Origin of the sequence: Streptomyces sp. NPDC048560, from assembly GCF_040650955.1 — a bacterium.
In the GTDB taxonomy this organism is placed as follows: Bacteria; Actinomycetota; Actinomycetes; order Streptomycetales; family Streptomycetaceae; genus Streptomyces.
Genome location: NZ_JBEZIJ010000001.1, coordinates 282,873 through 297,384 on the forward strand (window position 1 = coordinate 282,873; position 14,512 = coordinate 297,384).

A 14,512-nucleotide genomic window follows, 5' to 3' on the forward strand; every position below is an offset into this window, starting at 1 on the left:
CCCGCTCCGTCGGACGACAGGACCTACGCGGTCCACTCCGGCCAAGCCATGTTCCAGCCGTTGAGGCCGTTCTCAGGCTGGATCGTCTTGTCCTTGGAGTTCTTCACCACGACCACGTCCCCGATGAGGGACTGGTTGAAGAACCAGGCCGCCGGGGTCTGGCCGTCGTAGCCGCCGCGCACGTCCCGCAGACCGACACAGCCGTGGCTCGTGTTGGTCGTGCCGAAGATGCCGGAACCGCCCCAGTAGTTGCCGTGGATGAACGTGCCCGAGGTGGACAGACGCATCGCGTGCGGCACGTCCTTGATGTCGTACTCGCCGCCGAAGCCGACGGTGTCGCCGTTCATCCGGGTCACCTTGAGCTTCTCGCTGATGACCATCTGCCCGTTGTAGGTGGTCGTCGCCGGGGCGCCCGCGGAGATCGGGATGTCCTTGATCTGCTTGCCGTCCCTGACCACCTTCATCCGGTGGCTGCTCGCGTCGACCGTGGAGACCTGACTGCGGCCGATGGTGAACGACACCGTCTTGGCCTGCTTGCCGTAGACCCCCGGCCGCCCCTCGACACCGTCGAGGTCGAGCCGCACGGTCACCTTCGTGCCCGCGGCCCAGTACTCCCGCGGACGGAAGTCCAGCCGGTCGTTGCCGAACCAGTGGCCCGCCACCTCCACGGGCGGATCGGCCGTCACACGGATCGCGTTCTCCACGGCGTCCGGGTCGGTGATGCCCCGGGTGAAGTGGATCGACACCGGCATACCGACGCCGACGGTCGAACCGTCCTCCGGCGTGTACTGCCCGATGAAGGTGTTCTGCGGGACCAGCGTGGTGAACGTGGTGTCCTTCGCCGACTCGCGCCCCTTGGCGTCCTTGGCGACCGCGTGCACCGCGTACTTCGTCGCCGCCGCAAGATGCCGGTCCGGGACCCAGCTGGCCCCGTCCGCCGCGATCTTGCCCTCGACCTCGTTGCCCTTGGGGTCGGCGACCTTCACCGTGCTCAGCTTGCCCTTGGCCGCCGAGATCTTGAGGGCCCCGCTCGTCGCCACCGAGTCCGCGCCGTCCTCGGGAGCGATCGTCACGACCGCCTGCGAGGCGCTGGTGTCGGCGGTCTTCGGCCCGCTGTCCTTCGCCGGCTTGTCACCGCTCTCCGCCGTGCCCCCGCCGCAGGCCGTGACCAGGAGCAGCAACGCGCCCAGTACCAGAGCCAGGAGTCCGGCCGCCCCGCGCCGTCCGCCGGCCGATGCCCCCCATATGGGCTGCCCGTTCAATGTGGTCGTCTCCCCTCGCACGGCCCGGCGTCCCGCCGGAACCCGCACCCCCGGCGCGCTGAACATGCGCGCCCGGCGCTAGATAATCACACCGGAAGCGAGGATTGCTCCCCTCCGAATGTCACCGTTCAGTCCCAACTTGTCCGGGGACATGCGCAGGTGGCAGGGGGTGCGGCGGAGCCGGCGGGCCGGCCGGACGTCAGCGCAGCGCGGACCCCGCCTTCCATGCCTTCCATCCCAGGTTCCAGCCGCCGAGACCGTTGTCGGGCGCGACCTTCCTGTCCTTCGAGTTGACCACCTCGACCACGTCGCCGATGAGGGTCCGGTCGAAGAACCAGCCGCCCGGGGCGTCCCCGCTGCCACCCTTCACATCACGCAGTCCGATACAGCCGTGGCTGGTGTTGAGGGAGCCGAAAGTGTCGTCCGAGGCCCAGTAGTTGCCGTGCAGGAAGGTGCCCGACTCGGTGAGCCGGATGGCGTGCGGGACGTCCTTGATGTCGTACTCGCCGCCGAAGCCGACCGTGCGGCCGTCCATCCTGGTCACCTCGTGCAGCTCGGTGACGACCATCTTCCCGTTGTACGTGGTCGTCTTCGGGGCGCCCGCCGTGATCGGCACGGTGCTGATCAGGTCGCCGTCACGGCGCACCTCCATCGTGTGCTCGGCCGCGTCGACCAGGGACACCTGCGAACGGCCCACCGTGAAGCCGACCGTCTTCTGCTGGCTCCCGAACACCCCCGGCGCGCCCTCCACATCACGCAGGCCCACGTCGACGGTGACCTCGGTGCCCGGTTTCCAGTACGTCGCGGGGCGGAAGTCGAGCCGCTCGTCGCCGAACCAGTGGCCCACGACCTCCACCGCGGGATCCGCGGTGACCTCGATGGCCCTCTCGACGGCCGCGCGGTTGCGGACCGGGCGGCTGAAGTCGAAGGAAACGATCATGCCGGTGCCCACCGTTGAGCGGTTCTCCGGTTTGAAGTACCCGATGAATCGGTGCTCGGGGACCACCGTGGTGAAGGCGGTGCTGCGGGCCGAGCGGCGGCCCGCGGCGTCCACCGCCACCGCCTCGACGCTGTATTTGGAGGCGAGGCCGAGCCGGCCGGTGCCGCCCGAGGGCGACCAGGAGAGCCCGTCCTCGGAGATCCGGCCGGCGACCACCTCGCGCTGGGCGTCCTCGATCCGGGTCACCGTCACCCGCTCCAGCCGCCCGTCGGGCACCTTCACCTCGATCCGGCTCTGCGGGCGGACGTCCTTGGCGCCGTCCTGCGGGGAGATCCGGATCACGTCGGGGGACGAGCGGGGTTTGCCCTCCCCCACATCCCGCGTTTCTTCGGTGCAGCCGGTCAGTACGGCCAGCACGGTGAGCAGTCCGGCCCATGTCAGCACGGCGGCCGAACCCGCCCGTGCGCTTTTCGCTACGTGGTTCACGCACCCCCAACGACCAGGGCCGCTCGGGGGAAACGTGAGTGCGGGGGCCGCCGTGGGCAGAACAGAGGGAAGGACCACATCGGGATGGCCACGGCCGGGACGCCGTGAGCTCCCTCGCCGGTGCCGGTCCGAACGAGCCGCGGGAGGCTGAGAGGTGTCGAGCGCAGCCGAGCAGGAGGCATTGCAGGAGTCGATCGGAAAGGCGGTGGAAGGGAGATCCGGGGTCGTGGCCGCTCGTGGCGCACCGCCCGCACCACCCGTATGGCCGGGGGCGCCCATGCCGCTCGGTGCCCGCTTCCGGGTGGGCCCGGACGGGGTGGCGGGGACGAACTTCGCGCTCTGGGCGGGCGGGGCGGAGTCTGTCGACCTCTGCCTCTTCGACGAACGCGGCGGCGAGACGCGCTGCCCGCTGACCGAACTGACCCACGAGATCTGGCACGGCTTCGTGCCGGGCGTCCTGCCGGGCACCCGCTACGGCTACCGGGTGCACGGCCGCTGGGACCCCTGGACCGGCGCCCGCTGGAACGCGGCGAAGCTGCTCCTCGACCCGTACGCACGGGCGGTGGACGGCACCTTCACCCTGCCGCCGGAGGTGTACGGCCATGTGCGCGACTGGCCCCAGCAGCAGGTCGCGGACACGGTCCGCGACGACCGGGACTCGGCTCCCTTCGTCCCCAAGGGGGTCGTCGTCCATGACGACGACGACTGGGTGGAGGACCGGCGGCCCAAGACGCCCTGGGCGGACTCCGTCATCTACGAACTCCACGTACGCGGTTTCACCAAGCTCCATCCGGACATCCCCCCGGAGCTGCGCGGTACGTACGCAGGTCTGGCCCACCCGGCGGCCATCGGCCATCTGAAGCGGCTCGGGGTGACGGCGGTCGAGCTGCTGCCGGTGCACCAGTTCGCCCACGAGGACCACCTGCTGCGCCGCGGGCTGCACAACTACTGGGGCTACAACTCCATCGGCTACTTCGCCCCGCACGCCGACTACTCGGCGAGCGGTACCGCGGGCCAGCAGGTCGGCGAGTTCAAACGGATGGTGCACGCCCTGCACGACGCGGGGATCGAGGTGATCCTCGACGTGGTCTACAACCACACCGCGGAGGCGGGCGAGCTGGGGCCGATGCTGTCGCTGCGCGGCATCGACAACCGGGGCTACTACCGGCTCCAGGCCGACGCCCGCAGGTACGCGGACTACACGGGCTGCGGCAACACGCTGCACGTGGTGCAGCCGCAGGTCCTGCGGCTGATCACCGACTCGCTGCGGTACTGGGTGACGGAGATGGGCGTCGACGGATTCCGCTTCGACCTGGCGGCGGCGCTCGCCCGCTCGATGCACGACGTCGACATGCTGTCCCCGTTCCTCGCGGTGATCGCCCAGGACCCGGTGCTGCGCCGGGTCAAACTGATCGCCGAACCGTGGGACGTCGGCAACGGCGGCTACCAGGTAGGCGCCTTCCCGCCGCTCTGGACCGAGTGGAACGACCGCTACCGCGATGCCGTACGCGACTTCTGGCGCGGCGCCCTGCCCGACGTAAGGGACCTCGGCTACCGGCTGACCGGCTCCAGCGATCTGTACGCCTGGGGCGGCCGACGGCCGTACGCCTCGGTCAACTTCGTCACGGCGCACGACGGCTTCACCCTGCGCGACCTGGTGAGCTACGAGCACAAGCACAACGAGGCGAACGGCGAGGGCAACCGCGACGGTACGCATGACAACCGTGCCTGGAACGGCGGCGCCGAGGGCGAGACCGACGATCCGGACATCAACGCGCTGCGCCGCCGCCAGCTGCGCAACCTCCTCACCACGCTCCTCCTGTCGACCGGTGTCCCGATGCTGGTGGCCGGCGACGAGATGGGCCGGACGCAGGGGGGCAACAACAACGCCTACTGCCAGGACAACGAGGTCAGCTGGCTGGACTGGTCGCTCCTGGACCAGCCGGAGTGGCGCGGGCTGACCGAGCTGACCGCCCGGGTGCTGGCGCTGCGCCACACCCATCCGGTGCTGCGGCGCCGTGCCTTCTTCTCGGGCCGGGCCCAGTCACCGGACGGCCTGCGGGACCTGGCGTGGTTCACCCGTGAGGGCAAGGAGATGACGGAGCGGGACTGGTACGCGCCCGCGGCGACGCTCGGCCTGTACCTGTCCGGGCGTGACATCCCGGGCCGGGACGCCCGCGGCGAACAGGTCACCGACGACAGCTTCCTGACGCTCCTGCACGCGGGGCACGAACCGGCCGGGTTCACCCTCCCGGGCGCGCCCTGGGCGACGACGTACGAACTGGTCCTGGACACCTCTCTGGAGGACCAGTCACAGGCCCCGGGAACACTGCACCAGGGCGGCACGACCCTGGACGTTCCGGGGCGGACGGTGCTGCTGATGCGCGTGCGGGAGTGAGGCGCGCAGGCCGGACGCGGCGGAAAAAGGACATGAGAGATGTCAGTGGTGAACCGTAGGCTCGCTCCTGATGCCCGAAACACTTGCAGAGCACACGGACCGGTCCGCCGTGCGCTCGTTGCTGCGCCTGTGGCCCTATGTCCGCCCCATCCGCGTCCGGCTGTTCAGCGCCGCGTTCGTCGCGATACTGGCCTCGTGCCTCGGGCTCGTGATCCCGCTCGTGCTGAAGTGGATGGTGGACGGTCCGGTCGCCGACCGCGACCCCGGGGGCGTGTGGCTGGGAGCGCTGTACCTGCTGCTCCTCGGGATCGCGGAGGCGGTGCTCTTCGGCCTGCGGCGGTGGCTCGTGGCCCGGCCGCTCGCGGGGGTCGAGGCATCGATGCGAGCGGACCTCTACCGGCATCTGCAGCGGCTGCCGGTGGCCTTCCACGACCGCTGGCCCTCGGGGCAGCTGCTCTCGCGCGGGACCACGGACCTGATGCTGCTGCGGATGTTCCTGGCCTTCCCGCTGACCTTCCTGGTGGTCAACGCGACCACGATCCTGGTCGGTTTCGTCATCCTGTTCGACCAGGAGTGGTCGCTCGGTCTGGTGCTGCTCGCGCCCGCCGTCCCGCTGGTGATCCTCTGCTCGCTGTTCGAGACGAAGTACTCCGTGGTGGCGCGCGAGGCCCAGGACCAGGTGGGTGATCTGACGACGGTCGTCGAGGAGAGCGTGCTCGGCATCCGGATCGTCAAGGGCTTCGGCCGGCACCGCAGCCAGGCCCTGGCCTTCCGCGAGCTCTCCCGGCGGCTGCGCGGCACGGAGCTGGGCAAGGCCAGGCTGCTGGCCGGGATCTGGGCCCTCATCACCACCATTCCGGAACTGGCGATCGGCGCGGCGCTGGTCCTCGGCACGGTCCAGGTGGCCGACGGCGACCTGTCCGCCGGCACGCTCGTGGCCTTCCTGTCGACGGCCCTCGCGCTGCGCTGGCCGGTGGAGTCGATCGGCTTCCTGCTGGCGATGAGCCAGGAGTCGGCGACGGCGACCGAGCGGTACTTCGAGGTCATGGACGTGGCGGAGGAGCACGGCCGCGACGGGGACGGCCGCGGCCGGGAGGCCGACGAGCCCGGCATGGTCTTCGAAGGCGTGGAGTTCCGGTATCCCGACGCCGAACCCGGTTCGGCGCCCGTGCTCGCGCGCATCGATCTGCACGTCCGCCCCGGCGAGACGATGGCCCTGGTGGGGGCCACGGGTTCGGGGAAGACGACGCTGACGGCGCTCGTCCCGCGACTGCACGAGATCACATCGGGCCGGATCATGCTGGACGGCGAGGACATCGCCGGGATGGCACGGCCGCGGCTGCGCGAGCTGGTGTCGGTGGCGTTCGAGGAGCCGACCCTGTTCTCCGCGTCGGTCGGCGAGAACGTGCTGATGGGCGCCGAGGGGGCGGGCGAGGAGGAACTGCGCCGGGCCCTCGCGGTGGCGCAGGCGGAATTCGTGTACGACCTGCCGCACGGCCTGGACACCCAGGTCGGTGAGCAGGGGCTCAGCCTCTCCGGTGGTCAGCGCCAGCGTCTCGCGCTGGCCCGCGCCGTCGTCGGCCGCCCTCGCTTCCTGGTGCTGGACGACCCGCTGTCCGCCCTGGACGTGCACACGGAGACGCTCGTCGAGGCGGCGCTCCGGCAGGTGCTGGAGCGGACGACGGCGGTGGTCGTGGCCCACCGGCCGTCCACCGTGATGCTCGCCGACCGGGTGGCCCTGCTCTCCGAGGGCCGGATCAGCGCGGTCGGTACGCACCAGGAACTGCTGCGGACCAACGCCGAGTACGCCTGGCTGATGTCGGGCGCCGCGGAGCCGGAGAGCGCCGGGGAGCGCGGAAGCGCCGAAACCACCGCGGCCGCCGCCGAGGACGCCACTGCCGAGGAGGGCAGCACCCGATGACCAGTGCCACGACCGACGGACCGGCTCTCACCGACGACAGCCCGCCCGGCCCGAAGGCGGACCCGGCCGGGCCCGCCGGTGATCCTTTCGACCGGGACGCCCTGCCCGCGCCGCTCGGCGCGACCCGCGCGCTGCTCCTCTCGCTGCTGCGTCCGCTGCGCGGCCGGGTCCGGGTGGCCGCGCTGCTCCTGGTGCTCCAGCAGGCGGCTGTCCAGGCCGGCCCGCTCCTGGTGGCGTACGCCATCGACAGCGGCGTACCGGCGTTCCGGCGCGACGACTACGGGCCGCTGATCGCCGTGGCCGCCGGATACGGGCTCTGTTCGCTCGGTGCGGGTCTCCTCCAGTACGCGTTCATCAGGGGCTCGGCGCGGATCAACCAGGACGTCCTGCTCGATCTGCGCGGCCGGATCTTCCGGCACGCGCAGGCGTTGAGCGTCGACTTCCACGAGCGCTACACCTCCGGCCGGCTGATCTCGCGCTCCACCACGGATGTCGAGTCGCTGCGGGAGCTGCTGAGCGAGGGCCTCCAGGAACTGATCGGCGTGATCCTGTCGTTCGTGTCGATCTCCGTGCTGCTGCTCTGGCTGGACCCGGCCATGGGCTCGATCGCGGTGCTCTCCTTCGTACCGCTGTACCTGCTGGTGCGTCTGTACCGGCGGCGGGCCGCGAAGGTGTTCGCGACCCGGTCCACGGCGATCGCCTCGGTCATCGTCAAGTTCGCGGAGACGATGAACGGCATCCGCCCGGTCCAGGCCTTTCGCCGGGAACGGGGCAACGACGCGGACTTCGCGGTGCTCAACCGCCGTCACGAGCGGGCCAACGGCGACTCGATGCTGGAGATGGCGCGCTATGTCGTCGGCTCCCGGCTGGTCGCCAACACGGCCGTGGCGGCGATGGTGCTGTGGGGCGCCTACCGCGTGGCGTCCGGGACGCTGGCCCTCGGGGTCCTGGCGGCGGCCGTGCTGTATCTGCGGCGGCTCTACGACCCGATCGACCGGCTCGGGATGTTCCTGAACTCCTACCAGTCCGCCGCCGCTTCGCTGGAGAAGATCGCGGGTCTGCTGGCGCAGACGCCCACGGTCCCCGAGACGGACGATCCCAGGGAGCTGCCGGCGCTGCCCGGTGACCACCCGGGCCGCGAGGTCGCCTTCGAGGGAGTGCGCTTCGCCTACCGCACGGGCGGCGAGGTCCTGCCGCGCTTCGATCTGAGGGTGCCGGCGGGGCAGACCGTCGCCGTGGTCGGCTCGACGGGTGCGGGGAAGTCGACGCTGGCGAAGCTGCTGGCCCGCTTCTACGACCCGACCGAGGGCCGTGTCCTGCTGGACGGCACCGATCTGCGGGACCTCTCGACCGCCGAGCTGCGGCGGGGCGTGGTGATGGTGACCCAGGAGGCGTTCCTGTTCTCCGGGACGGTCGCGGAGAACATCGCGATCGGCAGGCCGGACGCGACGCCGGCGGAGATCGAGCGCGCGGCGAAGGCCATCGGCGCGCACGACTTCATCAGCAGCCTGCCCGACGGCTACGACACGGACGTGCGCAAGCGGGGCGGCCGGATCTCCGCGGGCCAGCGCCAGCTCGTCGCGTTCGCCCGCGCGCTGCTCGCCGATCCCGCGGTGCTCATCCTGGACGAGGCGACGAGCTCCCTGGACATCCCGGGTGAACGGGCGGTCCAGCAGGCGATGGACACGGTGCTGCACGGCCGTACGGCGGTGGTGATCGCCCACCGGCTGTCGACCGTGGAGATCGCGGACCGGGTGCTGGTGATGGAGCACGGCCGGATCGTGGAGGACGGCGCCCCGGCCGAACTCATCGCCGGCACGGGCCGGTTCGCCGGTCTGCACAAGGCGTGGCGGGAGAGCCTGGCCTGACGGGGCCGCGGTCCGGGGCCCGCTCCGGAGCCTGCCGGGACGGCGCGGAACGAGCCACACTCCGCGCCGTCTCATCAGGTGGTCACCGGCCGGAAACCCATGGGCCGTTCGAACACACCTCGCGGGCCCCTGACCCCCGATCGCCGTGGGATTCCGGGCCCGGCCGAACTCCGGACGACATCGCGGCAATGATCGCGGAAACGTCCGCTTAACGAACATGGCCCATCGGGCATCGAACTGTTTCCGGCCAACTTCTTGACGCGGTCCTGACAGATACCGCCATCTGCTGACACTCTTCACCCCGTTCTGCGCACTTCTTGCTCTGCCCGGATGGCTCACCCAGCCGCCCGAACACCCCCCTCGCAGAAGGAGTCAGCGTGAGATCCACGCACAGCCGTCGTGCCACCGCGACCGGCGCTCTGATAGCCGCCGCAGCCATGCTCGCCGTCGGAATCCAGACCGGTACCGCCACCGCCACTCCCGGCAGTGGTCCCGTCGCCGCCCCCGCAGCGAAGGCCGACCCGGGATCGCTCCCGGCGCAGCTTTCGCCCTCCCAGCGCGCCGAACTGCTCCGCGACGCCAACGCCACCAAGGCCGCCACCGCCAAGCAGCTCGGCCTGGGCCCGCAGGAGAAGCTCGTCCCCCGCGATGTCGTCCAGGACCGCGACGGCACCACCCACACCCGTTACGAGCGCACCTTCGACGGGCTTCCCGTCCTCGGCGGCGACCTCGTCGTACAGGTGACCGGGGCCGGGAGGACCGAGGGCGTCACCAAGGCGTCCAAGGTCACCACCGCCCAGCTGAAGGCCGTCGGCACCACGGCGGACGTCGCGCCGGCCGTCGCGGAGAAGCAGGCCCTGGGCGCCGCGAAGACCGAGGGTTCGAAGGCGACCGAGGCGAGCAAGGCGCCGCGCAAGGTGGTCTGGATGGCGAGCGGGACTCCGCAGCTCGCGTACGAGACGGTCGTCGGCGGCTTCCAGCACGACGGCACCCCCAACGAGCTGCACGTCGTCACGGACGCCTCCAGCGGCGCGAAGCTCTTCGAGTGGCAGGCCGTCGAGACCGGCACCGGCAACACCCAGTACAACGGCCAGGTGACGCTCGGCACCGCGCCCTCGTACACGCTGACCGACACCACGCGGGGCAACGGCAAGACGTACAACCTGAACCGCGGCACGTCCGGCACCGGGACGCTCTTCTCCGGCACGGACGACATCTGGGGCAACGGCACCCCGCAGAACCTGGAGACCGCCGGTGCGGACGCGCACTACGGCGCGGCCGAGACCTGGGACTACTTCAAGAACAAGCACGGCCGTACGGGTATCCGGGGCGACGGCGTCGCCGCGTACTCCCGCGTCCACTACGGCAACAACTACGTCAACGCGTTCTGGCAGGACAGCTGCTTCTGCATGACGTACGGCGACGGCGACGGCAACGTCAAGCCGCTGACCTCGCTCGACGTCGCCGCCCACGAGATGTCGCACGGCGTCACCGCCGCCACCGCCAGGCTCGTCTACAGCGGTGAGTCCGGCGGCCTGAACGAGGCGACGTCCGACATCTTCGCCGCGGGTGTGGAGTTCAACTCCAACACCGCCGCCGACCCGGGCGACTACCTCGTCGGCGAGAAGATCGACATCCGGGGCAACGGCACCCCGCTGCGCTACATGGACAAGCCGAGCAAGGACGGTTCGTCCAAGGACGCCTGGTACTCGGGCATCGGCTCGATCGACGTCCACTACTCCTCGGGTCCGGCGAACCACTGGTTCTACCTGCTCTCCGAGGGCAGCGGCGCCAAGACCGTCAACGGCGTCTCCTACGACTCGCCGACCTCCGACGGACTGCCCGTGACCGGCATCGGCCGGGAGAAGGCCCTGCAGATCTGGTTCAAGGCCCTCACCACGAAGTTCACCTCCACCACGAACTACGCGGGGGCCCGCACCGGCACCCTCGCCGTGGCCGGTGAGCTGTACGGCACGACCAGCGCCGAGTACAAGGCCGTGGCCGACGCCTGGGCCGGTATCGCCGTGGGCGCGCGCCCCGGTGGTGGCGGCGGCGGTGGCACCGTCTTCGAGAACACCACCGCCGTGGCGATCCCGGACAACGGCGCGGCCGTCACCAGCACGGTCAACGTCACCGGTGTCACGGGCAACGCGCCGAGTACCCTCCAGGTCGGCGTGGACATCACGCACACCTGGCGCGGTGACCTCGTCGTCGACCTCGTAGCCCCGGACGGCAGCACCTACCGGCTGAAGAACTCCTCGTCGAGCGACTCCGCGGACAACGTGGTGGCGACCTACACGGTCAACGCCTCGTCCGAGGTGGCGAACGGCGCCTGGAAGCTCAAGGTGCAGGACGTCGCCGCGCAGGACACCGGCAGGATCAACAGCGTCAAGCTGACCTTCTGAGACCCACCGGCCTCCGCGATCCGCTGAGATCGGTCGAGGGCCGCCCTGACCCCCCGAGTCCCCCCGCGGGCCTCTGAGGGTGCACCGAAAACGGAACGGCCCGGGCGGAGTTCACTCTCCTCCCGGGCCGTTCGCCACTCCCGTTCCGGCCGGGAGGGACGTCAGCGCAGCAGTACGCCCGCGCCGTCCACCTCCCCCTCCGCCGGCAGCGCCACCAGGCCGAGTTCGGCGCCGGAGGCCAGCAGCCGGTGGGAGGGCAGGACGCGCACGGTGTAGCCGTACGGTCCCGTCCGGTCCAGGGCCAGCGTGCCCTCGTACAGCCAGCGGTCCTCCAGGTCGTGACCTCCCGCCGGCTTCAGCGGGAACGCCTGCGCGTCCGCGATCGCGTCGCCGGAGTCGACCCGCCCGGCGACCACCTGCACCTCGACGTCGTCCGGGTCGAGACCGCCGAGTGCGATCCGTACCCGGAGCGACAGGGTGGACCCCAGTTCCGCCGAGCCCCCCGTGACGGAGGCGGCCGTCGCCTCCACATGGTCGACGGCGACCCCGGGCCAGGCGGCCCGTACCCGGGCCTTCCACACCGCGAGTTCCCGGGCCGTCCCCGGATCGAGGGAGCGCCGGGCCAGCGCGGCGGGCGCGTAGAGCCGCTCCACGTACTCACGGACCATCCGCCCCGCGAGCACCTTGGGGCCGAGCGTGACCAGGGTGCGGCGGACCATCTCGATCCAGCGCTCCGGCAGCCCGTCGGCGTCCCGGTCGTAGAAGCGGGGTGCGACCCGGTCCTCGATCAGCGCGTAGAGGGCGTTCGCCTCCAGCTCGTCGCGCCGGTCCTCGTCCGTGGCGGAGCCGTCGGCGGTGGGGATCTCCCAGCCGAAGTCGGGCTCGTACCACTCGTCCCACCAGCCGTCCCGCACCGACAGGTTGAGGCAGCCGTTGAGCGCCGCCTTCATTCCGCTGGTGCCGCACGCCTCCAGCGGGCGCAGCGGGTTGTTGAGCCAGACGTCGCAGCCCGGATAGAGGCTCTTCGCCATGCCCATGCCGTAGTCCGGCAGGAAGACGATGCGGTGGCGCACCCGCGGGTCGTCCGAGAAGCGCACCAGCTCCTGCACCAGCCGCTTGCCGCCGTCGTCGGCCGGGTGCGCCTTGCCCGCGACGACGATCTGGATGGGGTGCTCCGGGTGGAGCAGCAGCTCCGTCAGCCGGTCGCGGTCGCGGAGCATGAGCGTGAGGCGTTTGTACGAGGGCACGCGCCGGGCGAACCCGATGGTCAGTACGTCCGGGTCGAGCACTCCGTCGATCCAGCCGAGCTCGGCCGTACCGGCGCCGCGCCTGCGCCAGGAGCCGTACAGCCTCCTGCGCACCTCTGTCACCAGCTGTTCGCGCAGGACCCGGCGCAGGTCCCAGATCTCCCGGTCGGGGATGCCGGCGACGGCGTCCCACCGCATGGGAGTGCCGCCGGGGCGTCCGTGGGACTCGCCGTCGAGGGCACCTTCCACCGGACCGCCCGCGAGCGCGTCCTCGGCGCGGCCGGCTCCGACCTTCCCGGCACCGAGCCTGAAGACCTCCGGCGCGACCCAGGTCGGGGCGTGCACGCCGTTGGTCACCGAGGTGATCGGCACCTCGGAGGGATCGAATCCCGGCCACAGCCCGGAGAACATCTCGCGGCTGACCGCTCCGTGCAGGGTGGAGACGCCGTTGGCGCGCTGGGCGAGCCGCAGCCCCATCACCGCCATGTTGAAGAGACCGGGTTCACCGCCCTCGTACGTCTCCATGCCGAGCCGCAGGATCCGGTCGACGGCGACCCCGGGCAGCTCGGCGTCGTCGCCGAAGTGCCGGGCCACGAGCTGGCGGTCGAAACGGTCTATGCCGGCGGGTACCGGTGTGTGCGTGGTGAAGACCGCGCCGGCCCGCACCACTTCGAGGGCGGCGTCGAAGTCCAGCCCGGTCTCGGAGAGTTCCCGGATGCGTTCGAGGCCGAGGAATCCGGCGTGGCCCTCGTTGGTGTGGAACACCTCCGGGGCGGGGGTCCCGGTCAGCCGGCAGTACGTCCGCACGGCGCGGACCCCGCCGATTCCGAGCAGCATCTCCTGGAGCAGGCGGTGGTGGCTGCCACCGCCGTACAGCCGGTCCGTGACATCGCGTTCGCCCGCCGCGTTCTCCTCCACGTCGGAGTCGAGCAGCAGCAGCGGTACGCGGCCCACCTGGGCCTGCCAGACGCAGGCATGGAGCGAGCGCCCGCCGGGCAGGGCGAGCACCACGCGGCTGGGCGTGCCGTCCGCCTCCCGCACCAGGGTGAGCGGGAGTTCGTTCGGGTCGAGGACGGGATAGTGCTCCTGCTGCCAGCCGTCGCGCGACAGGGTCTGGCGGAAGTAGCCGTGCCGGTAGAGCAGGCCCACCCCGATCAGGGGTACGCCCAGGTCGCTGGCGGCCTTGAGGTGGTCGCCCGCCAGGATGCCGAGCCCGCCGGAGTACTGCGGCAGGGCCGCGGTCACACCGAACTCGGGCGAGAAGTAGGCGACGGCCGCGGGGAGTTCCGCGCCGGCGGCGAGCTGGTCCTGATACCACCTCGGGCCGTCACGGTAGGCGCGGAGGTCGTCGGAGACCTCGGTCAGCCGGCGCAGGAACTGCTGGTCACCGGCCAGCTCGGCGAGGCGCCCCGCGGACACGTTGCCGAGCAGACGGACGGGGTCGGCGTCCGCGGGCCGCCAGCCCTCGGGGTCGACGGCCTGGAAGAGCTCACGGGTCTCGTTGTGCCAGGACCAGCGCAGGTTGCGCGCGAGTTCCTGAAGCGGTTGAAGGGAATCGGGGAGGACAGGACGCACGGTGAATCGACGAATGGCCTTCACGTATTCCACCTTTACAGGGGACGTACGAATCCGAGGGACGCACCACGGTGTGCACCCTCTCCGTCACCCTCGAAGGTAGCGGCGCGCCGTGGATCCCGGCCACGGCGTACGACCGGCTCACCGGCTCCGGCGCTCACCCCCCGTCCGCACCCCCGTACAACGGCCCCGCCCGCAGGGGTCGGGCGCACGATTCAGGCGCCCCATGCGGCCCGTTGGCCTCAGACGATATGGCCGATTCCGCACCCTCCTGCGGTCTTGTGGCACTTCGGGGGCACACGGAAGGCTTCCGGGTGGCGCCCGGGGCACGGGGAACCGCCGCGGGGCGCCCGGCAGCTACGACCGAGTAGTTAACACGGCACCGGATTGCCCACCCGAGAACGGTGGGC

Annotated in this window: 7 protein-coding genes; 4 read left to right on the top strand and 3 right to left on the bottom strand. The window is 71.1% G+C overall.

The genetic code is table 11. From position 1 onward, the window contains the following. Positions 1-23 precede the first annotated feature (23 nt). Together AB0C82_RS01215 and AB0C82_RS01220 are read right to left on the bottom strand one after the other, a co-directional pair. Positions 24-1,262 carry an Ig-like domain-containing protein gene (locus AB0C82_RS01215; RefSeq protein ID WP_362835040.1) on the bottom strand — a complete coding sequence of 413 codons (1,239 nt, stop codon included), beginning with the start codon at positions 1,260-1,262 and terminating at the stop codon, positions 24-26. A 199-nt stretch (positions 1,263-1,461) separates the two neighbouring features. Beyond that, positions 1,462-2,688 carry an Ig-like domain-containing protein gene (locus tag AB0C82_RS01220; RefSeq protein WP_362835042.1) on the bottom strand — a complete coding sequence of 409 codons (1,227 nt, stop codon included), beginning with the start codon at positions 2,686-2,688 and terminating at the stop codon, positions 1,462-1,464. Positions 2,689-2,842: 154 nt separating this feature from the next. On the opposite strand from AB0C82_RS01220, the gene glgX reads away from it, so the two are divergent. From glgX to AB0C82_RS01240, 4 genes are all read left to right on the top strand, one after another. After that, entirely contained in the window at positions 2,843-5,086 is a 2,244-nt protein-coding gene (gene glgX / locus AB0C82_RS01225) for a glycogen debranching protein GlgX (protein WP_362835044.1), read from the top strand. Positions 5,087-5,156: 70 nt separating this feature from the next. Continuing rightward, entirely contained in the window at positions 5,157-7,007 is a 1,851-nt protein-coding gene (locus AB0C82_RS01230; protein ID WP_362835046.1) for an ABC transporter ATP-binding protein, read from the top strand. Then, on the top strand, positions 7,004-8,875 hold the full coding sequence (locus tag AB0C82_RS01235) for an ABC transporter ATP-binding protein (protein WP_362835048.1): 1,872 nt from the start codon (positions 7,004-7,006) through the stop codon (positions 8,873-8,875). The genes AB0C82_RS01230 and AB0C82_RS01235 overlap by 4 nt, the downstream gene beginning before the upstream one ends. A gap of 377 nt (positions 8,876-9,252) precedes the next feature. Continuing rightward, positions 9,253-11,280 carry a M4 family metallopeptidase gene (locus AB0C82_RS01240; protein WP_362835050.1) on the top strand — a complete coding sequence of 676 codons (2,028 nt, stop codon included), beginning with the start codon at positions 9,253-9,255 and terminating at the stop codon, positions 11,278-11,280. A 161-nt stretch (positions 11,281-11,441) separates the two neighbouring features. Here the strand turns inward: AB0C82_RS01240 and glgP are convergent, their stop codons facing one another. Continuing rightward, positions 11,442-14,126 carry an alpha-glucan family phosphorylase gene (gene glgP, locus AB0C82_RS01245; protein WP_362835051.1) on the bottom strand — a complete coding sequence of 895 codons (2,685 nt, stop codon included), beginning with the start codon at positions 14,124-14,126 and terminating at the stop codon, positions 11,442-11,444. Between the last annotated feature and the right edge of the window lie 386 nt (positions 14,127-14,512).